The organism is Streptomyces puniciscabiei (assembly GCF_006715785.1).
Lineage (GTDB): Bacteria > Actinomycetota > Actinomycetes > Streptomycetales > Streptomycetaceae > Streptomyces > Streptomyces puniciscabiei.
Map to the genome: position 1 here is coordinate 861,299 of NZ_VFNX01000002.1, position 22,083 is coordinate 883,381.

Below are 22,083 nucleotides of genomic sequence, written 5' to 3' on the forward strand. Positions count from 1 at the left end.
CGGGGTGTGCCGGGCGGGCCTGCACCAGGCGCGGAGCGGGTGCCGGCCGACGCCGGCAGCCGATGACCCCTCGTCACCGACCACCGGCCGGCATCGACCCCGGCGCGATCAGCCCCGCAGGATCGCGTCGATCCGTGCCAGTTCCTCGGTGTCGAAGTCGAGGTTGCGGATGGTGCCGACGCTGTCCTCGAGCTGCTGCGGGCTGCTCGCGCCGACCAGGGCGGAGGTGACCCGGCCGCCGCGCAGCACCCAGGCCAGGGCCAGCTGGGCCAGGGTCTGGCCGCGGGACTTGGCGATCTCGTCGAGGGAGCGCAGGCGGGCGACGAGGTCCTCGGTGACCGCGTCCGAGTTCAGGAAGGGGCTGTCGCTCGCGGCCCGCGAGTCCTCGGGGATGCCGTCGAGGTAGCGGCCGGTCAGCAGGCCCTGCTCCAGCGGGGAGTAGACGATGGAGCCGATCTGGAGCTCGTCCAGGGTGGTGAGGAGGTCCTGCTCCTCGGGGCGCCGGTCGAGCATCGAGTAGCGCGGCTGGTGGATCAGGAGCGGAGTGCCGAGGTCGGCGAGGATGCGGGCGGCCTCGCGGGTCTGCTCGGCGGAGTAGTTCGAGACGCCGACGTACAGCGCCTTGCCCTGCTGCACCGCCGCGTGCAGGGCGCCCATCGTCTCCTCCAGCGGAGTGTCCGGGTCGGGGCGGTGCGAGTAGAAGATGTCGACGTAGTCCAGGCCCATGCGCGAAAGGCTCTGGTCGAGCGAGGACAGCAGGTACTTGCGGGAGCCCCATTCGCCGTACGGGCCGGGCCACATGAGGTATCCGGCCTTGGTGGAGATGACCAGCTCGTCGCGGTACGGCCCGAAGTCGGCCTTCAGCGCCTCGCCGAGCGCGGACTCGGCGGCGCCGGGCGGCGGGCCGTAGTTGTTGGCGAGGTCGAAGTGGGTGACGCCGAGGTCGAAGGCCCGGCGCAGAATGGCCCGCTGCGTCTCGGCGGGCCGGTCCGGGCCGAAGTTGTGCCACAGGCCGAGGGACAGTGCGGGCAGCATCAGTCCGCTGCGTCCGGTGCGCCGGTAGGGCATGTCGGCGTAACGGTCGGGGTGTGCGGTGTACAACGCGACTCCAGAGGGGGTTGGCACACGGTGTTCCCGGCGCCCCGGAGCCGTAGGGCTCCTGGTCACCGGTCCCACTCTTGCCCGCGCCCCGGGCAGCGGTCCAACAGAAGAATCCGATGGAATTCTGCGGCTAGGCTTCTCAATCATGGAACTGCGCCATCTCCAGCACTTCGTCGCCGTCGCCGAGGACCAGCATTTCACCCGGGCCGCCGAACGCCTGATGGTGTCCCAGTCGGGTCTTTCGGCGTCCATCAGGGCGCTGGAGCGGGAGCTGCGGGCGCCGCTGTTCGTGCGGACCACCCGGCGGGTGACGCTCACCGAGGCGGGTCGGGCGCTGCTGGTGGAGGCCGAGCGGATCCTGGGGCAGGTCCGTGCGGCGCACGAGGCGGTCGCGGCGGTGCAGGGGGTGCTGCGCGGCACGCTGGCACTGGGCACCGAGCAGTGCATCGCCGGGGTCCATCCGGCACGGCTGCTGGCCGCGTTCCGGGGCCGGCATCCGGACGTGGAGATCCGGTTGCGCCAGGCCGGTTCGGGCGCGCTGGCCGAGGAGGTCGGGGCCGGCCGGCTCGACCTCGCCTTCGCCTACCGCACCCAGGCAGACAGCGACCAGCTGCGTTCGGTGGCGCTGACGAGCGAGCCGATGACCGTGCTGTGCCATCCCGGCCACCGGCTGGCCTCGACGGGCGCGGTGCTGACCCCGCAGGACCTGGCCGGCGAGGTCTTCGTGGACTTCCACCCGGACTGGGGCCCGCGCCGCACCACGGACGCCGCCTTCGCCGCGGCCGGTGTCCGGCGCACGGTCGCGCTGGAGGTCAACGACGTGCACAGCCTGCTGGACCTGGTGGACGAGAACCTGGGGATCGCGGTCGTGCCCCGGCACTTCCGGCACAAACGGCCTTCGCTCACGGCGCTGCCGCTGAAGGGTACGGGCGAGACGGAGTACGAGACCGTGGCGCTGCTGCCGCCCGACCGCGCCACCAGCCCCGCCGCGCGGGCGCTCGTCGCGCTCCTGGAGACGGAGGGCGGGCAGGGGGCCCAGGTCTCCTGATTCCGGCCGCCGGTCCGGCACCTGACGGCGGCGCGCCGCCCGACGGCGCGCGGTTTCACGGAAGCGGCATTGCGGACGCGTGGGCGCCCGCTGTTTGGGATGGTGGACGGTATGCATGCGAAGGACATCCTCATCGACGGCTACGGCCGCATCCAGGAAGAAGTCCATGCCGCCCTCGACGGCCTCGGACCGGACGCGCTGCACCACCGCCCGGCGCCCGACGCCAACTCCATCGCCTGGCTCGTCTGGCATCTCACCCGGGTGCAGGACGACCACATCGCCGACGCCTTCGACCTCGACCAGGTGTGGCTGGGCCAGGGCTGGGAGAAGCGCTTCGGCCTCGACCTGCCCCGCCACGACACCGGGTACGGGCACAGCCCCGCCAAGGTCGCGAAGGTGCGGGTCGACTCCGCCGACCTGCTGACCGGGTACTACGACGCCGTCCACGAGCAGACCCTGGGCGCGCTGCGGGGCCTCGCCGCCAAGGATCTGGAACGGATCGTGGACGAGCGCTGGGATCCGCCGGTCAGCCTGGGCGTGCGGCTGGTGAGCGTCCTGTCCGACGATCTTCAGCACATCGGACAGGCCGCCTACCTCAGGGGACTGGTTCAGAGCGCGGCCGCGTAGCCGGGCAGGACGACGTCCTCGATGAGGGCCTTGCGCTCGTCGAACGGGATGAAGGCGCTCTTGAGGGCGTTCACCGTGACCGTGCGCAGGTCCTCGACCGTCCAGCCGGCCTCCTCGACCAGCAGGGACATCTCCCGGGTCATCGTCGTCCCCGACACCAGCCGGTTGTCGGTGTTGAGGGTGACCCGGAAGCCGAGGTTCTTCAGCGCCGTGATCGGGTGCTCGGCGATCGAGGTGGCGCAGCCGGTCTGCAGGTTGGAGGTGGGGCACATCTCCAGGGCGATGCGGCGGTCGCGCACCCAGGAGGCGAGCCGGCCGAGCTTGCCGGACGCGAGGTCGGGGATGTCCTCGGTCAGGCGCACGCCGTGGCCGATGCGCTGGGCGCCGCACACCTGCAGCGCCTGGTGGATGCTGGGCAGGCCGTGGGCCTCGCCGGCGTGGATGGTGAAGGGGACGCTCTCGCGGCGCAGGTACTCGAAGGCCTCGAGGTGGTCGGCGGCCGGGAAGCCGTCCTCGGCGCCGGCGATGTCGAAGCCGACGACGCCGGCGTCGCGGTAGGCCACGGCCAGGTCGGCGGCCTCACGGACCCGGTCGAACATCCGCATGCCGCACAGCAGGGTGCCGACCCGGACCGGGGTCCCGGCGGCGGCCGCCTTGGCCATACCGGTGGCGAGGCCCTCCTGGACGGTCTCCACGACCTCGCTGAGCGACAGCCCGCCGTTCGTGTTCAGCTCGGGGGCGTAGCGCACCTCGGCGTAGACCACACCGTCGGCGGCGAGGTCCAGCACGTACTCCTCGGCGGTGCGCAGCAGTCCCTCGCGGGTCTGCATGACGGCCAGGGTGTGCTCGAAGGTGGCTATGTAGCGCACCAGGTCGCCGGAGTTGGCGGCCTCGAAGTACCAGGCGGCCAGCTCGTCGGGGTCGGTGGTGGGCAGGGTGTGACCGACCTCCGCCGCGAGTTCCACGACGGTGGCCGGGCGCAGGCCGCCGTCGAGGTGGTCGTGCAGCACGGCCTTGGGGAGGCGGCGGATCACATCGGTGTCTATGCGCGTAGCGGTCATGGCGGGTCTTTCCTTGAGCAGGCGGTTCGAAGCGGCGGGGAAGGGTCAGTCGGCGGGCTGCAGGAGGTCCCAGCGGTTGCCGTACAGGTCCCGGAAGACGGCGACGGTGCCGTACGGCTCGTGCCGCGGCTCTTCCAGGAAGGTCACGCCGGCCGCGGACATCCGGGCGTGGTCGCGGGCGAAGTCGTCGGTGTGCAGGAAGAACCCGACGCGTCCGCCGGTCTGGTCGCCGACGCGGGCGCGCTGGGCCTCGTCCTTGGCACGTGCCAGCAGCAGGCCGGTGCCGGTGTCCGGGCCGCCCGGCTCCACGACGACCCAGCGGGAGCCGTCGGGGCGCGGGGCGTCCTCGGCCAGCCGGAAGCCGAGGGCCTCGGTGTAGAAGCGGATGGCCTCGTCGTAGTCGTCGACGACGAGGGTGACCAGGGCGACGCGTCGCATCGGGACCTTCCGGTGTGGGTGGTTAGCGGGTGAGGTTATACGTAAAACCCAGCCCGCGCCAGTCCTTGTTCTACGCGCGTTGCTCTGCGGTGTTGCATGGGTGCGGTGTTCCAAGGAGTGGGGTGTTCCAAGGGGTGGGGTGATGCGAGGCGGCGCGTCAGGGACCGTGGGCCGGCTCGTCAGGGTGTCTCGTCGCCCTGGGCGATCTCCACCCGGTGGTGGAAGTCGGCCAGGCCCGCGACCGAGGCGGCGCAGGAGACGGCCGTACAGGCGATGAGCAGGGCGGCGATCGCACGGCCGGCCCGCGGCACACCAGGCGCGGCCAGCAGGGCATGGACGCGCTGGGGGACCGGGCCGGTGGTCGCGGCGGCCGCGAAGTCGGGGCGCTCGCTACGGACCGTCTGTCCGGCGAGGGCCGCGCGGGCGATGGCCCGGGCGGTCAGGCGCCGGTCGCCGACGCTGGCGGCGGCGGCCTCGTCGGCGGCGCGCTCGGCGGCGAGGCGGATGGTCTCGCGGACCGGGCGCAGCGCCGGATGGCAGTGCGCGGCGAGTTCGGCGGCGGCGAGGAAGTAGTGGTGGCGGCCGTCGTTGTGCGCCCGCTCGTGCGCGAACAGCGCCTCTCGCTCGGGGCCGTCCAGGCTGCGCAGCATCGCGGTGGTGACGACGATGCGGTGGGGGCGGCCGGGCAGCGCGTAGGCGTCCGGGCGCGGCGAGTCCACCACGCACAGGTCGCCGGCCGAGGGGCGGCGCCCGGCCTCCGTGCGGGCCGCGCGGAAGGCGCGGCTCTGGTGCAGCACCGAGCGGACGAGGGCCCAGCCGCAGACGGCGAGCGCACCGACCGAGGTCGCGGCGGCCGGCAGGACGACGAGGTCCGAGGCCGTGCGCAGCGGGTGGATCAGCTCGCCGACCGCGGCGAAGAGCGGGACCTTGAGCAGTCCGATGAGCACGAACGAGCCGAGCGCGGCCAGCGAGCAGCCGGCGAGCACGACCGCACAGCCGGTGACGGCCCACAGCGCGGCGACCGGGGCCAGCCGGTCCAGGGCCCGGCGGGCCAGGGCCGGCAGGGCGAAGGGCAGCAGCAGGGGCAGCAGCAGGAGTGCGGTCATCGTTCGTCGGATTCGAGCAGGTCCCGCAGGATCCGCTCGTCGTCGGGGCTGAGCTGGGCGACGAAGCGGGCGAGGACCGTTTCACGGTCGCTGTCCCGGTCCAGTTCGCTGTGCATCCGGCGGGCGGTGAGGCCGTGCGCGTCCTGGACGTCCCGAACCGGGAGGTAGGCGTAGCCGCGGCCGTGGCGGTGCCGCTCGACGACGCCCTTGTCGTACAGGCGGGTGAGGATCGTGGTCACCGTCGTACGCGCCAGGTCGGCGCCGAGGCTCAGCTGGACCTGGCCGGGCGTCTGCGGGGCGCCGGCGGCCCACAGCGCGGCCATGACGCTCGCCTCGAGCTCACCGGCCGGCCGGCGCTCGTCCTTCGCCTCGGTCATGGAACGTCCCTCACCCCGTCTTCGTGTGCGGCCCGGACGACCGTCTACACGATGGTAGTCAATCGAGCCTTCGTACGGCTGTGACCCGGCCCCCATTATGGGAGGGCCGCTTCGCACGGGGACCGCCGTCAAGGGTTGGCAGGCCCCCAGCAGCAAGCCTGGGACCCCGTCCTCGGACCGGGGGCCTGGCAGGACGGCTGGGAATGCCGTCCCGGGACCGGGGCCCGGGCTGGGTTGGCGCTGAGGCCGCCGTTGCGAGACCGGGGCCCTTTGCGGCCAGGACCGCCGTCCCGGAGACCGGGGGCCCGGGGCTGGGGCCGCCGTCCCGAGACCGGGACCCCGGGGCTGGGGCCGCCGTCCCCGGACTGGGGACCAGGCAGGACGGCTGGGGCTGCCGTCCCGAGACCGGGCCCGGGGCTGGTTGGCGCTGAGGCCGCCGTTGCGAGACCAGGGCCCTTTGCGGCCAGGACCGCCGTCCCGGAGACCGGGGCCCGGGGCTGAGGCCGCCGTCCCGAGACCGGGACCCCGGGCTGAGGCCGCCGTCCCCAGGACCGGGGCCCCGGGGCTGAGGCTGCCGTCCCCAGGACCGGCGCTCCGCGCGGCAACTCGGGCCGCCGTACCCGCAGACCGAAGGACCGGGCCGAGGGCACGGCCATGGCCCCGCAGCCCAGGGACCGGCAGCCACGGCTCGGGCTCCCGTCCCCGAGGCCAGGACCTGGGCAAGGGCTGGGGCCGCCGTTCCCGGGACGATGGGACCCAGGTGGACAGCTGGGGCGGCCGTCCGAGATCGGGACCCACGGCCGGCCACCTTCGGGGAGCCGCCGTACAGGAGCCCGAGAACCGAGGCGAGGCCCGGGCCCCCGTCCTCCAAGACCAGGAAACGGGCCACGGCCCGGGCCGCCGGTCCCGAGACGATGGGAGACCGGACCCGGGGCGGCGCCCGGTGCCGCCGTTCCGGAGAAGGATCCTGCGGCGGCCGGGGTGATCAGCTCGCTGGGCAGGTCGCCGAGCCGGCAGGTGGCGGAGGCATCCGCGGTGATCAAGTCAGCGGTCGTTCGGCGGAGTTTCGCACATCCGCCGTGCCGCGCAGGGGAATTCAGTGCAGGGGCTTGGCCAGGACCGCCTTGCGGTGGCTGAACGTCTCGATGGAGTAGCGGCCGTGGTAGCTGCCCATGCCGCTCTCCCCCACGCCGCCGAACGGCAGGTCGGAGACGGTGAGATGGGCGAGGGGCAGGCCGTGGCCGAGGCCGCCGGAGGAGGTCTCGGCGGCGATGCGGGCGCGGGTGCGCTCGGACTCGCTGAAGACGTACAGCGCCAGCGGCTTGTCACGGTCGTTGATGAAGTCGATCGCCTCGTCGAGGCCGGACACGGTGACGATGGGCAGGATCGGGCCGAAGATCTCCTCCTGCATCACGGGCGACTTCGGGTCGACGTCCGCGAGGACGGTCGGCGCGATGTACTTGGCGTCGCGGTCGCCGTGGCCGCCGACCGCGACCCGGCCGGAGCCCAGCAGGCCGCAGAGCCGGTCGAAGTGCCGCTCGTTGACGATGCGGCCGTACTCCGGGGACTGCGCCGGGTCGGCGCCGAACAGCGTCTCCACCGCGCGCACCAGGGCGGTCTCCAGGGCGGCGGCGGTCTCCGGGTCGGCCAGGACGTAGTCCGGGGCGACGCAGGTCTGGCCGGCGTTGAGGAACTTGCCGCGGGCGAGCCGGTCCGCGACCACGTCCAGGTCGGCGTCGCGGTCGACGAACACCGGGGACTTGCCGCCCAGTTCGAGGGTGACCGGGGTGAGGTGCTCGGCGGCGGCGCGCATCACGATCCGGCCGACGGTGCCGTTGCCGGTGTAGAAGATGTGGTCGAAGCGCTCCGCCAGCAGGGCCGTGGTCTCCGGGACGCCGCCCTCGACCACGGCGACCGCGTCGGTGTCGAGGTAGGCCGGGATCAGCTCGGCGAGGGCGGCCGAGGTGGCGGGGGCCAGCTCGCTCGGCTTGGCGACCACCGCGTTGCCGGAGGCGAGGGCACCCACCATGGGGGCGAGCAGCAGCTGCGCCGGGTAGTTCCAGGGGGCGATGACGAGCACGACGCCCAGCGGGTCGTACTGCGTCCAGGCCGTCGCGTCGGCGCCCAGATGGGCCGGGACCGGCGCGGGCTCCGGGCTCAGCCACTCCTGAAGGTGGTCCAGGGTGTGGTCGATCTCTCGGATCGTGAAGTCGATCTCGGTGCGGTAGGCCTCGGTGCTGCTCTTGCCCAGGTCGGCGTGGAGGGCGGCGGCGAGGTCGGCGCCGCGCTCCGTGAGCATCGTGCGCAGCCGGCGCAGCTGGCCGGTGCGCCACTCGACGGGCTTGGTGCGGCCGGTGGCGAAGGTGGCGCGCAGCCGGGCCACGATGTCGGCGGGCTGCTCGCTGGCGGGATGGGTCACGGATGCCTCGCTGGGGGTGCACGGGCGGATTCGGCCCGAGCCTAGGTCTCGGTGGATGTATTTGCCAACCTTTAAGGTCCTCAAGTTCATTCCGGGGGCCCGCGGTGACACCGGTCACGTCGCCATGGGCTCGGTCTCGCGCCGGCGGCGCTCCAGGTAGGCCCGCTCGGCCTCGCTCCCGGCCAGCTCGGCGGCCCGGCTGTACTCGGTGGCCGCCTCGGTGGTGCGGCCCAGGCGGCGCAGCAGGTCGGCGCGGACGGCGTGCAGCACGTGATAGCGGTCGAGACCGAGGGCGTCGACCAGGTCCAGCGCGACGGCCGGCCCCTCCGTCTCCGCCACGGCGACCGCACGGTTCAGGGCGACGACCGGGGACGGCGCCACGGCCATCAGCTGGTCGTACAGGCGCAGGATCTGCTCCCAGTCGGTGGTCCCGGCGGCGGACGCGTCGCTGTGCACGGCGTTGATCGCGGCCTGGATCTGGTACGGCCCCGGCCGGCCGTGCCGCAGGCAGCGCCGGACCAGGTCCTGGCCTTCGGCGATCAGCTCGCGGTCCCACAGCGTGCGGTCCTGCTCGGGGAGCGGCACCAGGACGCCGTCCGCGCCGAGCCGGGCCGGCCGCCGGGACTCGGTCAGCAGCATCAGCGCGAGCAGGCCGACAGCCTCGGGTTCCTCCGGCATGAGCGCCGCGAGCAGCCGGCCGAGGCGCAGGGCCTCCGCGCACAGGGCGGGATCACCGGTGTAGCCCTCGTTGAAGATGAGGTAGACGACCGCGAGGACGCCGCCGAGCCGCTCGGGCAGGTCGGCGTCGCGGGGAACCCGGTACGGGATGCCCGCGTCGCGGATCTTGGCTTTGGCCCGGACCAGGCGCTGGGCGAGGGTCGGTTCCGGCACCAGGAAGGCGCGGGCGATCTGGGCGGTGCTCAGTCCGCCCAGCAGGCGGAGGGTGAGGGCGACCCTGGCCTGCAGGGCGAGCGCGGGGTGGCAGCACGTGAAGATCAGCCGGAGCCGGTCGTCGCGCACGGGGCCCTCCTCGGGCGGTGCGTCGGGCGCGTGCAGCCGGGCGGCCTCCAGGTGGCGGGCGTCCCGGGTGGATTCGCGGCGGAGCCGGTCGATCGCCCGGTTGCGGGCAGTGGTGATGATCCAGCCGGCCGGGCTCGGCGGCACCCCGGTCTCCGGCCAGGTGCGTACGGCGGTGGTGAAGGCGTCCTGCACGGCCTCCTCGGCGAGGTCGATGTCACCGAGGTAGCGGACGAGGACGGAGACCGCGCGTCCGTACTCGGCGCGGAAGACGGCCTCGACATCGACGGTGTCCGGCATGGGCGCCCGTACCCTTCTGTCCGATCACGCCGCGCCCCGGACGACACCGGCCGTGGGTGGGGTGCGGCCGGGTGGACGGCAGCGGTCCTGCGGTGGCCGGTCGCCGGAAGCGTACGGGCTCGATCACGCCGAGCACCGCAGGCAGGCGCGGACCTCCCGGCCGCCGCACGTCTGGTGGACCTCGGTCGACTGGGCGAGGGAGTCGACGATGCCGGTGCCGCGCCCGTGCTCGTCCGGGGCCACGTCGTGGCGGACGCGCTCGACCGCCGTTCCGGAGTCGCTGACCACGATGTGGAGGGTGCCGCCGTCGAGGGCGAGTAGCAGCGTCATGCGTTCGCGGCCGTACTGGGCGGCGTTGGCGGCGAGTTCGTCGACGATGAGGACGGCGGAGTCCCGGTCGCTCTCGGGCACGTGCCAGCACTCCAGCAGCTCGGCCGCGAGATGACGGGCGGCCGGGACATGCGCTTCCTGCGCGGGCAGGGTGAGGGTCGCCTGGTGCCGGCAGAACGGTGCGGCGGGCGGGCCGGCGCGGGCGGAATCGGTCACGTACATGGTCTTCTGGCTCTTCTGCGTAGGAACCTGTGGGCACTCATTCAGTTCTACGGACGACGAGCAGATATGGTTCGAGCGATTCACGCCTTTTGTTCAACTTTTTGGATGTGAACCCACTCCTCACGCCCGGATCGTGACCAGCTTCTGACCGTTTCCCGCGACGATCTCGAAGTGCTCGATGGCCGACGGGGACAGGGGGACCGCGCCGGGGACGGTGGTGCCGGCCGGGTACTCGCCCGCGCGCCAGGTGGCGGCGTCCGCCCTGGTTCCACCGGGGCCGACCGCCTGCAGCCGGCAGGTGATGCCCGCGGGCGCGCCCCGGGCGGAGATCTGCACCACGCTGCCCCACGCCGAGGGCGAGACCCGCACCGTGGCCGTGACACCGGTGCCCGGGTCGCTTCCGGCGAAGACGCGCGACGGAGCGGGCGTGACCGGTGCGGGCTGTCTCGCCTGACCGGCCACGGACCCGCTGATCGCCAGCCAGGTGCCGCCGACCGCCGCGCCGGCGACCAGCGTCAGCGAGGCGACCGCACCGGCCAGTTGCCGCCGCCAAGTCCTGCGGCGCCTGGCGGCGGCCTTCTCGAGCAGCCGGTCGAGCAGGCTCGCCTCCTGAGCCCGGGGCACCTCGGCCGTGCCGGTCGGCGGCCGGCGTGAGCCCCCGGCACCCTCCGCCGCCCGGCGCACCAGCCGGTCCGCCGGGTGCTCCTCACCGACCGGCACGGGCCGGCCCTCGGCCTCCGCCGCGGTGACCGTCGCCAGCAGCGCCGGAAGCCCGGCCAGCTCGGCGTGTTCCGCCCTGCACGCGTCGCAGTCCTCGAGATGCGCACGCACCCGGGCGGTCTCCGCCGGGGACAGCGCGCCCAGAACGTACCCGCCCAGCGACAGCCGGAGGGCGTCATGGTCGTCATGGTCCGCGTTCACGGCCGGCACCTCCTCCACGCCGTGGTCATGGCTCGATGCCCCGTTCCCGCAGCGCCAGCTTCAGGGCGTGCAGGGCGTAGTACGACCGCGACTTGACGGTGCCCGGCGGGATGCCCAGCACCCGCGCGGCCTCCGCCACGGTCCGGCCCCGGTAGTACGTCTCCAGCAGTACGGCGCGGTGGTCCGCGGACAGCGTCCGGATGGCGTCGGCCACGGCCCAGCTCTGCAGCGCCTGCTCGATCCGGTCCTCGCCCGGCGTCCGCTCCGCGGCCCGCTCCAGGGCGTCGCCGCCCACCTCCGCCGGCCTCGCCTGCCGGGCCCGGTGCGCGTCGATGACCAGGCGCCGGGCGACCGTGCACAGCCAGGCGCGCGCCGGACCGCGTTCCGGGTCGAACGCGGCGGGGTGCTGCCATGCCCGTAGCAACGTCTCCTGCACGACATCCTCGGCCCACTGCCGGTCTCCTGACGTCAGTCGCAGCACGTAGTGGAACAGAGGGCCCGCGTGCTCGGCGTACAGGGCCCGGAGCAGTTCCTCGTCCGTGGTCGAAATGGTCCCGTTACCCGAGACACGGCGCCCGGAGCGATGGGGATCGGCCGCTTCGCCACGTTTTCGGGCACTCCATGGCATACGCCGATCATCACTCATATGCACTGGTTTGTCGTGCCATGCCCAGTTAGTTCAGGGAAATCCATAAAAACATGTATATCCACCGAACCCCGCGGCACCGCCACCCGTGAAACCAGGCATGAGCCGTCGCACACGGCATCACCTGATCAGTGGGGATGAACATCATGTACCTCAACTTCCGCTCCCCGGGGCGCCGATCGCGCGGTGCGGCGGGGCTGGCCCTTGCCACCGCCGGTGCACTGGGACTCCTGAGCGCGTGCGGCCAGTCGCCGCGCTCCTCGGGCACCGGCTCCCTCACGCCCGGCCCGGGTCAGCATCGGCTCGCCGGGATGCCCGGCACCCCGGCGTCGCCCGGCATGAGCTCGGCGCCGCCCGGCATGACCATGCCCATGACCTCGCCGGGGAGGACCACCGCCGCGACGCCGGTGTCCGCGGACACGGTGGCGATCAAGAACTTCGCCTTCTCCCCGGCCACGCTGAGGGTCAAGGCGGGCACGACGGTGACCTGGACCAATCAGGACACCGACGCCCACACCGTCACCAGCACCGGCCCGGGCGGCCCGCTGCACTCCCCCGCCCTCGCCACGCACGGCACCTACACCCACACGTTCACCAAGCCGGGCAGCTACGCCTACGTCTGCACCATCCATCCGTTCATGACCGGCACGGTGGAGGTGACCCCATGACCGCGCACGACACGACCGCGTACGACGATCAGCCGAGCCCGGACCCGGCGGGCGGCGCCGAGGGACCCGCTGCGGAACACGGCATGACCCGGCGCCAACTCATGCGTCACGCGGGGTGGTTCGGCGGCGCCGTCGTGCTCACCGTGGCCGGCGGAGAGGTGTTCAGCCATGTGGCCGGCCCCCAGGACGCCACCGCCCGGGCCGCCGCGGCACCGAGTTCTGCGCTGCGGTTCGTGCAGGTCTCCGACAGTCACATCGGCTTCCAGGGTCCGGCCAACACGGACGTGGCCGGCTCGTTCGCCGAAGCGATCCGTCAGGTCAACGGGCTCGGGTTCAGGCCCGACTTCGTCATGCACAGCGGCGACCTGACCCACCTGTCCACGGCGGGGCAGTTCGACCAGGTCAGGCAGATGATGACCGGGCTGCGGACGGACCGTGTCTTCACCGTGCCGGGCGAGCACGACTCCATCGGGGACGCGGGCCGCACCTACCGGCAGGTCTTCGGCAGGGGCACGCTCGGCGACGGCTGGTACAGCTTCGACACCCACGGTGTGCACTTCATCGCCCTGGTCAACACCCTGAGCCTGGAGAAGCTCGGCCATCTCGGCAACGCGCAGATCGACTTCGTACGCAGGGACCTCGCGGGCCTGCCGTCGGACACCCCTGTGGTGGTCTTCAGCCACATCCCGCTGTTCGCCATGTACCCGAAGTGGGGCTGGAGCACGGACGACGCGCTGAAGGTGATCGCGCTCCTGCGCCGCTTCTCCTCGGTCACCTGCCTCAACGGACACGTCCACCAGCTGTTCACCAAGACGGAGGGCAACATCACCTTCCACTCGGCCACCACGACCGCCTACCCGCTGCCCGAGCCGGGGCGGGCACCCGCCCCGGCCCCGCAGGTCGTGCCCGCCCGGCAGCTGAAGGACGCGCTCGGCATCCGCACCGTGGACTACCGGCGGGGAGACCAGCAGCTGGCGATCAAGGACGAGCGGCTGGCATGAGGCTAGTGCTGGTCCACGAAGGGCCGTACCTCGATGGGCAGCGTCGTGGCCAGTGCGGCCTTGCGGCCCCACTCCAGGGCCTCGTCGAGGTCGGCGGCCCTGATCAGGCACAGCCCGCCCAGGTACTCCTTGCCCTCGGCGTACGGGCCGTCGGTGATGAGCACCTCGCCGTCCTTGGGGCGCAGCATGGTGGCGGTCTCCGGGCCGTGCAGACCGCCGGCGAACACCCAGGCTCCGGCGGCGCGCAGCTCGTCGTTGAAGGCCTCGACGTCGCGCATGATCGCGGCGAGCGCGTCGGGGGCGGGCGGGGTCACGCCGGTCGGCTGGACCACGCTGAGCAGGTAGTGCTTCATGATGTCCTCCTCGATGACTTCAGGGTCTCTCGGCTGCGAGACGCCTCCTACACGAACGGCCGGCCCCCGGATCGACACGTCGCCGGAAGAAATCTTCGGAAGAATCTCCCGTATGACAGCCACCACCGCGCACCCCCTCCTCGACCGCGCCCACCGGCTCGCCACGGACCTGCTGATCCCGGAGGCCGAGCGGGTGGACCAGGAGAGCGTGCCGACGAGCCACATCGAGGCGGTGAAGCGGGCGGGGCTGCTCGGGGCGGGCGCTCCGGTCGCGTGCGGCGGCTCGGGCGCACCGCCGGACGTGGTCCGCCGGATCGCGGAGATCCTGGCCGGAGCGTGCTGTTCGACGTGGTTTGTGCAGACCCAGCACCACACGCCCGTGCAGATCCTGGCCCAGAGCGAACTCCCGGTCCGCGAGAGGCTGCTGGGGCCGCTGTCGCGGGGCGAGCTGATGTCCGGGGTGGCGTACGCGCATCTGCGGTCGTATCCGCGCGTCCCGGTGCGCGTCCGCCGGGAGGGCGGCGGCTGGCGGTTCGAGGGGACCGTGCCCTGGTACACCGGGTGGGGCCTGAACGACGTGATGCTGCTCGCCGGGGTGACCGACGCGGGCGAGGCGCTGCTCGCCTTCGCCGAGGCGCGCGACCAGCCGGGGCTGCGGGCCTCGGAACCGGTGCGCCTCGCGGCGCTCACCGCCGCGCGCACGGTGTCACTCGAGCTGACCGGCCTGTGGCTGCCCGAGGAGTCGGTGGCCCTGCGGATGCCGTACGAGCGCCTGGCGCCCCGGGACCGGGCCAGGACGCTGAACGCGGGCCCGGCGGTGTTCGGCCTCACCGAGACCGCCCTTTCCCTGCTGGACGCGGAGACGGCGGCCCCGCTCACGGCCCGGCTCGCCGACGTCCGCCGCCGGGCCTACGCCCTGGCCGATCATCCGGAACCGCTGGAGCGGGTCGCGGAACGGCTGGCGGTGCGCGCGGAGGCGTACGAGGTGCTGCGTACGGCCACCACGGCAGCCGTGGTGGCCGGGGGCGGCCGCTCGATGGCCCTGACGAGCCGCGCCCAGCGCCTCGCCCGCGAGGCGCTGTTCCTGCTGGTGCAGGGGCAGACGGCCGAGACCCGGGCGGCACATCTGCGGGCGCTGGGAGGTACTTGAGCCGGGCCCTCGCCGTCAGCGGCGTCGCAGCACGCCCTGGGCCAGTGCGTGGGTGCCGGCCGCCGCCACCGCGGCGAGGGCGAGGCCCTGGGCCACATCCCGTGGCCGGGCCGGGCGCAGGACGCCGGAGCGGCGCAGCCGGCCCCGGGCCCACACGGTGAACGGCAGGACCACCAGGGGTGTGGTCGCGGAGCCCGGTGTGTAGCCGCGCAAGGCCGCCGCCTGGGCCAGGTGGACCAGGCCGTGCAGGCCGAAGGCGTTGAGCGCCGTCCGGTAGACGGCGGACCGGCCCCCGGTGCGGTGGCCGTCGGCGCACGCGGCGGCCAGCACCACCGCCATCGCGCCGACGGCGGTGCCGAACTCCCGCGCGTCCACGGCCTCCAGCCGCCGCCACACGGACTCCGGCACCCGGGGGAACCACTTGCGCAGCTCCGGCACCCGGGTGCGCACCCAGCGCGGCACCATGACCACTTCCTCCGTGTCGTGCACGGCCCACGCGGCCAGCAGTCCCCAGGTGACGGCCGCCCCGGCGGCCTCGTTCGGTCCTCGTGTCATGAACCCGCAGTCTGCCAGGGCCCGTTGGTCAGCTCGCGAACGGCACCTGGGCCGAGGGAGCGGGCGCCCCGCCGTCGGGATGCGTCCACAGGCCCCGTGCGGCGAGCCGGGGCAGCACCCCCTCACCGAACCAGTACGCCTCCTCCAGGTGCGGGTAGCCGGACAGCACGAACTCCTCAATCCCCAGGGCGTGGTACTCCTCGATCCGCTCGGCGACCTCATCATGACTGCCGACCAGCGCGGTGCCCGCGCCGCCGCGCACCAGGCCGATCCCGGCCCACAGGTTGGGGTGGATCTCCAGGCTCTCCCGGCTGCCGCCGTGCAGGGCGAGCATGCGCTGCTGGCCCTCCGACTCGCTGCGCGCGAGCCCCGCCTGCACGGCCTGGACCGTCTCCGGGTCGAAGCCGTCGAGCAGCCGGTCGGCCTCCGCCCAGGCCTGCGCCGAGCTGTCGCGGGTGATGACGTGCAGCCGGATGCCGAAGCGGAGGGTCCGGCCGTGTGCCGCGGCCAGCGTGCGGATCCAGGCGATCTTCTCGGCGACCTGGGCGGGCGGCTCGCCCCAGGTCAGATACACGTCCGCGTAGCGGGCGGCGACCTCGCCCGCGGCCGGCGAGGAGCCACCGAAGTACACCTCCGGCACCGGATCGGGCACCCGGCTGAGTCTGGCGTCCTCGACCCGCAGGTGCTCCCCGTCCAGGTCGACGCTCTTGCCGTCCCACAGGTCCCGCACGATGTGCAGGAATTCGCCGGTACGACGGTACCGGGCGTCCTTGTCGAGGAAGTCGCCGTAGGCCCGCTGCTCGTGGCTCTCGCCGCCGGTGACCACGTTCAGCAGGAGCCGTCCGCCGGTCTGCCGCTGGAAGGTGGACGCCATCTGCGCGGCGAGTGTCGGCGAGACGAAGCCGGGCCGGAAGGCGACGAGGAACTTCAGCCGCTCGGAGTTCTGGCTGACCATGGCCGTGGTCAGCCACGCGTCCTCGCACCAGGCGCCGGTCGGGGTGAGCGCGCCGGTGAAGCCGAGGTCCTCGGCGGCCCGGGCGATCTGGCTCAGGTAGGCGACCGTCGGGGGCCGGTCCCGGCCGGAGGCGGTGGCCGGGGTGCCGTGGCCGCCGCCGACGACATGGCGGCTGTCGCCGTTGGTGGGCAGGAACCAGTGGAAGGTGAGGGACACGTGGGTCTCCGTTCGCGAGTGTCCGTCAGAGCAGACCGTGCCGGGGCGGCCGGGTTCCGCTGAGCACGTACCGGCCGATGTGCTGGACCTTCCAGCGGACCGGGTCGTGCAGGGTGTGGGTGCGGGCGTCGCGCCAATGCCGGTGCAGATTGAGGGAGTTCAGGGCCGAGCGGGTACCGGCCACCTCGAACAGCGCGCTCGCCACCTCCACCGCGGCCTCGGCCGCCCGCACCTTGGCGGCGGCCACCGCGATGGACGCCTCGGCCGCCGAGTCGTCGGTAAGGTGCCCGCGGGCCACGTCGACCGTGCGGGCCGCCTCCTTCAGCAGTGCCTGGGCCGCCCGCACCTGGAGGGCGAGTTCACCGAAGCGCTGGATCAGGAGCGGATCCTCGGCGGCGGTCTCGGTCCCGCTCTCGAACCAGGGCCGGCTCCGGGTGCGGACGAACTCCGCCGCCTGGGCGAGCGCCCCCTGGGCGATGCCGGTGTCGATGGCCGCGTGCAGCAACTGCGCGACGGCGCCGTGCAGTTGGGGTCCCTGGAAGGTGAGGTGGTGCGGCAGGACGCGGTCGGCGGGCACCGGCACGGCGTCCAGGCGGACGGTTCCGCTGGCCGTCGTCCGCTGGCCCATGCCGTCCCAGTCGTCGACCACGGTCACCCCAGGGGCGTCCCGGGGGACGTACGCGACGTGCAGGTTGTCGTCCTCGGCGCGGGCCAGCACCGGGATCCAGTCGGCGAACAGCGCTCCCGTGCTGTAGTGCTTGACGCCGGTCAGCAGGTACGACCCGTCGGGGCGCGGCTCCAGGCGGGTGCGGATGTCCTGGACGTGCCGGGTGCCGGCCTCGGACTGCGCGTTGCCGAAGCGGCGCCCGGCCAGCAGCTCGGCGAAGAAGAACTTCCGCTGCTCCTCCGTCCCCTGGCGGCGGATCACATTGACGTAGACGAAGTGGCTCTGCGGGATCTGGGCGAGGCTGCCGTCGGCCGAGCCGAGCAGCCGGAAGATCTCCGCCAGGGTCGCGGCCCGTACGTCGGCGCCGCCGTGCTCGGCGGGCACGGTCACGGAGAGCAGCCCGGAGGCGGACAGCCGGTCCACCTCGGCCCGGGGCAGCCGCCGCTGTGCGTCCCGCTCGGCGGCCCCGGCGCGGAACTCGGCGGCCAGGGCCTCGGCGACGGCGAGCGCCTCGGCGTCGTCGGCGATGACATGTGCGCTCATGACGGTCAGCCCGCCGCCGCCAGCACCGCGGTGCGGTCGAGGGCGGCGGAGAACTGGTCCACCACCTGCCCCAGCGCCTCGGCGGTGGCCGGGGCGACGGTCACCGAGCCGTCCTCGCGCACGGTGATGTCCTTGTCGAGGGTGAACCAGCCCTGGACGACATGGGCGGCGCCCATGGAGTTCAGCACCGGGCGCAGCGCGTAGTCGATGGCGAGGACATGAGCGGTGGAGCCGCCGGTGGCCAGCGGCAGCACGGTCTTGCCGGTGAGCGCGTACTGCGGGAGCAGGTCGAGCAGCGCCTTGAGGACTCCGGAGTACGACGCCTTGTAGATGGGTGTGCCGACCAGGACGCCGTCGGCGCGGGCGAACAGCTCGGTGGCCCGGGCGATGGCCGGGTGCCGGAAGTCGGCGCCGAGCAGGGCCTCGGCCGGGATGGTGCGGACGTCCAGCGGGATCACCTCGTGGCCCCGGGCGGTCAGCCGCTGATCGAGGTGGCGCAGCAGGCGGCCGGTGCGCGAGGAGGCGGAGGGGCTGCCGGAGACGGACAGGACGGTGGCCATGGGTGCCTCGTTTCTGGGGTGCGCCGGGCGCCCGTACGGGGACGGGCGCCCGGGGAGGAATGCGGTCAGGAGTACCAGGTGGGTTCGGGCAGTTCCCCTTCGAGGACCCAGCGGCCGACCTCGCGGCGCTTGTAGGCGACGGGGTCGTGCAGGGTGTGCGTGCGCACGTTGCGCCAGAACCGGTCGAGGCCCTCGGCGGTGGCGGTGGAGCGGGCGCCGGTCGCCTCGAAGATGCGGCTGGTGATCTCCAGCGCGACGTCGGTGGCGCGTGCCTTCACCGCGGCCACCCGTACCTCGAACTCGCCGCGCGCCTGCGCGGTCACCGCGTCGGGATCGTCGTGCAGCCTCTGCCCCTCGGCGGCGACCGCGTCGGCGAGCGCCTCCACGGCCCAGAGTTTGGCGGTGAGGTCGCCGTAGATGTCGATGACGTACGGCTCGTCGACCGCGCGCTCATGGCCGCCGTGCAGCCAGGAACGTGACCTGGTACGGGTGTAGGTGGCCGCCGTCCGAAGCGCGCCGGCCGCGATGCCGAGGTAGAAGCTCGCGAAGACGAGCTGGATCGTGGGGACGTTGAGGGTGTTGTAGACCCGGGGCCGGAACTCCTTGTCCACGTATCCGGCGGCCGAGGACCACGGGGTGCGGACGCCGTCGAGGGTGACGCTGCCGCTCTCGGTGAGCCGCTGGCCGATGTTGTCCCAGTCGTCGTGGAAGGTCAGGCCCGGGGAGTCGGAGGGCACGATGGCGAAGACGTGCTTGTCGGTGCCCTCGAAGACGCCTTCCAGGACGGTGACGTCGGAGACCCTGCTGCCGGTGGAGAAGGACTTGCGGCCGGTGAAGACCAGGTCGTCGCCGTCCTCGGTGACGGTCACGTCCTTGTCGCGCGGGTTGACGGCGCCGCCGAAGAACCAGCGGCCGCGGGAGGCCTCGGCCTCCACCTGCTCCCACTGCTCGCGGGTGCCGACCAAACGGGCGGCCCAGAACCACAGGTAGTGGTAGCCGAGGAGCTGTCCGATCGAGCCGTCGGCCTTGGCGATCTCCCGGACGACCCGGTAGGCCGTCGGCCAGTCCTGGCCCCCGCCGCCGTGCTCGACGGGACCGAGCAGGGTGACGAGTCCGGAGTCCTTCAGCAGCCGGACCTCGGCGTGCGGGGTGGCGCCGGCCCGGTCCCGGGCGGCGGCGTCGGTGGCGAGGACGGCGGCCACCTCGGTGGCGCGGGCGATCCAGTCCTGGGCGGTTGTGGGGGCGGGGCGGGTGGACCAGTCGGTGGGTGCTTGCGTGCTGCTCATGCTGGGTCGACCTCTTTCTCGCGGTGCGGCGCGAAAGCGGGGGCAGGTCAGGCGTGGGCGGGGACGGACTCGGGCTCGCGGTCGGGGAGTTGGGCCTCCAGCTCCCGTACGAGGGGCAGCACGCGCTTGCCGAAGTACTCGACCTCCTCGTGGTAGTGCAGGAAGCCGAGCAGGAGGAGGTCGACGCCGAGCTTCTTGTAGGCGACGACGCGTTCGGCGATCTGCTCCGGCGTGCCGATGAGCCCGGTGCGGAAGCCGTCGTTGTACTGGACCAGGTCCTCGAAGGCGGAGTCCTGCCACATGCCCTTCCTGTCGGCCGTGGACTGCCCCGCCTGCTTCACGGCCGCGCCGAACCCCTCCACCGCCTCGGTGTCGGCCTTGGCGACGATCTCCCGCAGCGTCTCGCGGGCCTCGGCCTCGGTGTCCCGGGCGATGAGGAAGCCGTTGAGGCCGAACTTCGGTGCCGTGCGGCCCGCTTCGGCGGCGGCCGCGCGGACGTCCGCGAGCTGCTCGACGACGCCGTCGAAGTCCTTGCCGTTGGAGAAGTACCAGTCGGAGACCCGGCCGGCCATCCGCCGGGCCGCGGTGGAGTTGCCGCCCTGGAAGATCTCCGGGTGCGGGCGCTCGGGGGTGTTGAGCGGCTTGGGCTTGAGGGAGAAGTCCCGCAACCGGTAGAAGTCACCGGCGAGTTCGGCGTGGTCCTCGGTCCAGATCCTGCGCAGGGCGGTGATGAACTCCTCGGAGCGGCGGTAGCGTTCGTCGTGCTCCAGCCAGGGCTCGCCGAGCGCGGTGAACTCGCCCTTGAACCAGCCGGACACGACGTTCACGGCGAAGCGGCCGCCCGACAGGTGGTCGGCGGTGGCGCCGAGTTTGGCGAGGACACCGGGGTGCCACAGTCCGGGGTGGACGGCGGCGATGACCTTCAGGCGCTGGGTGGCGAGCAGCAGGGCGAGGCTGAAGCTGGTCGACTCGTGCTGGTACTCGGCGCCGTAGCTGGCCATGTAGCGGACCTGGCTGAGGGCGTACTCAAAACCGTTGTTCTCGGCCAGGACGGCGAGTTCGCGGTTGTAGTCGTATCCCCAGTCGGTGCGTTGTTCGATCGTGCTGGTGACGAGTCCCCCGCTGACGTTGGGGACCCAGTAGGCGAATTTCACGGGCGCTGCGGGCATGCGGAACTCCTGGTGCGGAATTGCTCGGTGATGTTTTCCGGGCACGTCGAATTCCGGGCGCGGGACAGGCCGGGAATTCGGGCGGTGCCGGAAGGTGAGCGAAGAGCGGCGCTTCGACGGGAAGAGTCGGGCGATCAGGCCGCGGCGCAACAGGAGGCGCTGGAGACGCGCGCGAGGTCGACATGGCGTCGCCGCGTGAGGTCCAGTCGCATCGTCATGCCGTCGATCGTGGCAGCCGCCGGCGAGGAGCGTCAAGGAAAACCCGACCGGTCTCGTATCGCGGACCATTGAATTTCACGAAGGTGTGACAGGAAAACCCTTGAACCGGGCCTCGGCGCGCACGCATTGTGCGACGGTGCGGACCGAACAGCTGGAATACATAGCGGCCGTGACCCGGCTCGGCTCACTGCGCCGGGCGGCCGACGAACTGCGCCTGTCCCAGCCCGCGTTGAGCGAGACCGTGCGCAATCTGGAACGGGAACTCGGCGTCGACCTGCTGGAGCGGAAACGGTCGGGGGCCACGATGAGCGCGGCCGGCCGGGAGCTGCTGCCGCACATCGTGAGCGTGCTGGAGGCAGTGGACCGGCTGCGGGCGGCGGCGGGCGAGCAGCACCGCATCAGCCGCATGGTGCGCGTCGGCACGGTCAACGCGGCGACCGTGGCGCTGCTGATTCCCGTGCTGCGGGAGTTCCGGTCGGCACACCCCGTCACCCAGGTGGAGGTGGTGGGCGCACAGCAGACGGAGATCCAGCGCGGGCTCGCCGAGGGCGGCTTCGACCTGGGGCTGGTCAATCACCTGGACGGCGACGACGTGCCGGCCGGCATGGAGTCCACGGAGCTGCTGCGCGGCCGCCCGGTGGTGTGCCTGCGTCCGGACAGCCCGCTCGCCCGGCTCCGGGTGGTGGGCGTGGAGGACCTGCTCGGTGTGCCACTGATCGCGATGCGGACCGGCTATGTGATGCACCGGTATGTGCACCGGCTGCTGTCCGGCCGTACGCCGGCGTTCTCGTACTCCACCGACGGGGCCGAGATGGGGAAGCTGATGGTCGCCGAGGGGCTCGGGGCCACGGTGCTGCCGGACTTCAGTGTCGTCGGGGATCCGCTGGAGCGGTCCGGCACGATCACCTTCCGGCCGATCGCCGACGACACCACCCGGGTGCTGCTGATGCTGCAGCGCCGACGCGCGGAGTCGGTGCCGCGGGCGGCCCGCGACCTGCACGCGGCGTTCGTGCGCCGGGCGCGGGAACTGACGGAGACGGCAGAGACCTACACATAAAGAAAAAATAAGAGCAAACTGGGTGTATGCGGTGGTAACCGCACAGCGCACCAGACGCAGTCCGGCCTGCA

At 72.8% G+C, this 22,083-nt stretch carries 24 protein-coding genes; 6 read left to right on the plus strand and 18 right to left on the minus strand.

Going from position 1 to position 22,083, the window contains the following annotated elements:
* Nucleotides 1-108: 108 nt before the first annotated feature.
* Nucleotides 109-1,101 (minus strand): L-glyceraldehyde 3-phosphate reductase, encoded by a 993-nt coding sequence (mgrA, locus tag FB563_RS34925; protein ID WP_055704656.1) that lies wholly within the window; start codon nt 1,099-1,101, stop codon nt 109-111.
* Between the two features lie 145 nt (nt 1,102-1,246).
* On the opposite strand from mgrA, the gene FB563_RS34930 reads away from it, so the two are divergent.
* Nucleotides 1,247-2,149 carry a LysR family transcriptional regulator gene (locus tag FB563_RS34930; protein WP_055704655.1) on the plus strand — a complete coding sequence of 301 codons (903 nt, stop codon included), beginning with the start codon at nt 1,247-1,249 and terminating at the stop codon, nt 2,147-2,149.
* A gap of 111 nt (nt 2,150-2,260) precedes the next feature.
* Nucleotides 2,261-2,776 carry a mycothiol transferase gene (locus FB563_RS34935; protein ID WP_142219156.1) on the plus strand — a complete coding sequence of 172 codons (516 nt, stop codon included), beginning with the start codon at nt 2,261-2,263 and terminating at the stop codon, nt 2,774-2,776.
* Here the strand turns inward: FB563_RS34935 and FB563_RS34940 are convergent.
* From FB563_RS34940 to FB563_RS34980, 9 genes are all read right to left on the minus strand, one after another.
* Nucleotides 2,758-3,837 carry an adenosine deaminase gene (locus tag FB563_RS34940; RefSeq protein ID WP_055704653.1) on the minus strand — a complete coding sequence of 360 codons (1,080 nt, stop codon included), beginning with the start codon at nt 3,835-3,837 and terminating at the stop codon, nt 2,758-2,760. The genes FB563_RS34935 and FB563_RS34940 overlap by 19 nt on opposite strands.
* 45 nt (nt 3,838-3,882) lie before the next feature.
* Nucleotides 3,883-4,275, minus strand: a complete 393-nt coding sequence (locus FB563_RS34945; RefSeq protein WP_055704652.1) for a VOC family protein — start codon at nt 4,273-4,275, stop codon at nt 3,883-3,885.
* A gap of 179 nt (nt 4,276-4,454) precedes the next feature.
* Nucleotides 4,455-5,381: a M48 family metalloprotease gene (locus FB563_RS34950; protein WP_055704651.1), complete on the minus strand. Its 927-nt coding sequence runs from the start codon at nt 5,379-5,381 to the stop codon at nt 4,455-4,457.
* Complete coding sequence (locus FB563_RS34955) at nt 5,378-5,758, minus strand: BlaI/MecI/CopY family transcriptional regulator (RefSeq protein ID WP_055704650.1); 381 nt, start codon at nt 5,756-5,758, stop codon at nt 5,378-5,380. Before FB563_RS34955 ends, FB563_RS34950 begins: the two co-directional genes overlap by 4 nt.
* A 1,096-nt stretch (nt 5,759-6,854) precedes the next feature.
* Nucleotides 6,855-8,177, minus strand: a complete 1,323-nt coding sequence (locus tag FB563_RS34960) for an aldehyde dehydrogenase family protein (RefSeq protein WP_055704649.1) — start codon at nt 8,175-8,177, stop codon at nt 6,855-6,857.
* 114 nt (nt 8,178-8,291) lie between these two features.
* Nucleotides 8,292-9,494, minus strand: coding sequence for an RNA polymerase sigma factor (locus FB563_RS34965; protein ID WP_055704648.1), 1,203 nt, complete (start codon nt 9,492-9,494; stop codon nt 8,292-8,294).
* A 123-nt stretch (nt 9,495-9,617) separates the two neighbouring features.
* Nucleotides 9,618-10,046, minus strand: coding sequence for an ATP-binding protein (locus FB563_RS34970; protein WP_079048577.1), 429 nt, complete (start codon nt 10,044-10,046; stop codon nt 9,618-9,620).
* A 120-nt stretch (nt 10,047-10,166) separates the two neighbouring features.
* Entirely contained in the window at nt 10,167-10,967 is an 801-nt protein-coding gene (locus FB563_RS34975) for an anti-sigma factor family protein (RefSeq protein WP_055704665.1), read from the minus strand.
* Between the two features lie 25 nt (nt 10,968-10,992).
* Nucleotides 10,993-11,595 carry a sigma-70 family RNA polymerase sigma factor gene (locus FB563_RS34980; RefSeq protein ID WP_055704647.1) on the minus strand — a complete coding sequence of 201 codons (603 nt, stop codon included), beginning with the start codon at nt 11,593-11,595 and terminating at the stop codon, nt 10,993-10,995.
* A 164-nt stretch (nt 11,596-11,759) separates the two neighbouring features.
* Between FB563_RS34980 and FB563_RS44555 the strand changes: the two genes are divergently transcribed.
* Entirely contained in the window at nt 11,760-12,281 is a 522-nt protein-coding gene (locus FB563_RS44555) for a cupredoxin domain-containing protein (protein WP_234357604.1), read from the plus strand.
* Nucleotides 12,278-13,282 carry a metallophosphoesterase family protein gene (locus FB563_RS34990; protein WP_055704646.1) on the plus strand — a complete coding sequence of 335 codons (1,005 nt, stop codon included), beginning with the start codon at nt 12,278-12,280 and terminating at the stop codon, nt 13,280-13,282. The genes FB563_RS44555 and FB563_RS34990 overlap by 4 nt, the downstream gene beginning before the upstream one ends.
* A gap of 2 nt (nt 13,283-13,284) precedes the next feature.
* On the opposite strand, the gene FB563_RS34995 is transcribed toward FB563_RS34990, so the two are convergent.
* Nucleotides 13,285-13,635 (minus strand): YciI family protein, encoded by a 351-nt coding sequence (locus tag FB563_RS34995; protein ID WP_055704645.1) that lies wholly within the window; start codon nt 13,633-13,635, stop codon nt 13,285-13,287.
* Nucleotides 13,636-13,747: 112 nt separating this feature from the next.
* Here FB563_RS34995 and FB563_RS35000 point away from each other — a divergent pair, with 112 nt between their 5' ends.
* Complete coding sequence (locus tag FB563_RS35000; protein ID WP_055704644.1) at nt 13,748-14,785, plus strand: acyl-CoA dehydrogenase family protein; 1,038 nt, start codon at nt 13,748-13,750, stop codon at nt 14,783-14,785.
* Nucleotides 14,786-14,800: 15 nt separating this feature from the next.
* Here the strand turns inward: FB563_RS35000 and FB563_RS35005 are convergent, their stop codons facing one another.
* From FB563_RS35005 to FB563_RS45640, 7 genes are all read right to left on the minus strand, one after another.
* Nucleotides 14,801-15,340 carry an HXXEE domain-containing protein gene (locus FB563_RS35005; RefSeq protein ID WP_055704643.1) on the minus strand — a complete coding sequence of 180 codons (540 nt, stop codon included), beginning with the start codon at nt 15,338-15,340 and terminating at the stop codon, nt 14,801-14,803.
* 28 nt (nt 15,341-15,368) lie between these two features.
* Nucleotides 15,369-16,511: an LLM class flavin-dependent oxidoreductase gene (locus FB563_RS35010; protein WP_055704642.1), complete on the minus strand. Its 1,143-nt coding sequence runs from the start codon at nt 16,509-16,511 to the stop codon at nt 15,369-15,371.
* A gap of 25 nt (nt 16,512-16,536) precedes the next feature.
* Complete coding sequence (locus FB563_RS35015) at nt 16,537-17,721, minus strand: SfnB family sulfur acquisition oxidoreductase (RefSeq protein WP_055704641.1); 1,185 nt, start codon at nt 17,719-17,721, stop codon at nt 16,537-16,539.
* Nucleotides 17,722-17,726: 5 nt separating this feature from the next.
* Complete coding sequence (ssuE, locus tag FB563_RS35020) at nt 17,727-18,281, minus strand: NADPH-dependent FMN reductase (protein WP_055704640.1); 555 nt, start codon at nt 18,279-18,281, stop codon at nt 17,727-17,729.
* 65 nt (nt 18,282-18,346) lie between these two features.
* Nucleotides 18,347-19,567 (minus strand): acyl-CoA dehydrogenase family protein, encoded by a 1,221-nt coding sequence (locus tag FB563_RS35025; protein ID WP_055704639.1) that lies wholly within the window; start codon nt 19,565-19,567, stop codon nt 18,347-18,349.
* Between the two features lie 47 nt (nt 19,568-19,614).
* A complete protein-coding gene (gene sfnG / locus FB563_RS35030; RefSeq protein ID WP_055704638.1) occupies nt 19,615-20,736 on the minus strand; it encodes a dimethylsulfone monooxygenase SfnG in 1,122 nt (373 codons plus the stop codon).
* A 134-nt stretch (nt 20,737-20,870) separates the two neighbouring features.
* The gene (locus FB563_RS45640; protein WP_356032329.1) at nt 20,871-20,954 is read right to left on the minus strand and encodes a putative leader peptide; all 84 of its coding nucleotides are present in this window, start codon (nt 20,952-20,954) and stop codon (nt 20,871-20,873) included.
* 137 nt (nt 20,955-21,091) lie between these two features.
* On the opposite strand from FB563_RS45640, the gene FB563_RS35040 reads away from it, so the two are divergent.
* Nucleotides 21,092-22,012 (plus strand): LysR family transcriptional regulator, encoded by a 921-nt coding sequence (locus FB563_RS35040; RefSeq protein ID WP_055704637.1) that lies wholly within the window; start codon nt 21,092-21,094, stop codon nt 22,010-22,012.
* Nucleotides 22,013-22,083 lie beyond the last annotated feature (71 nt).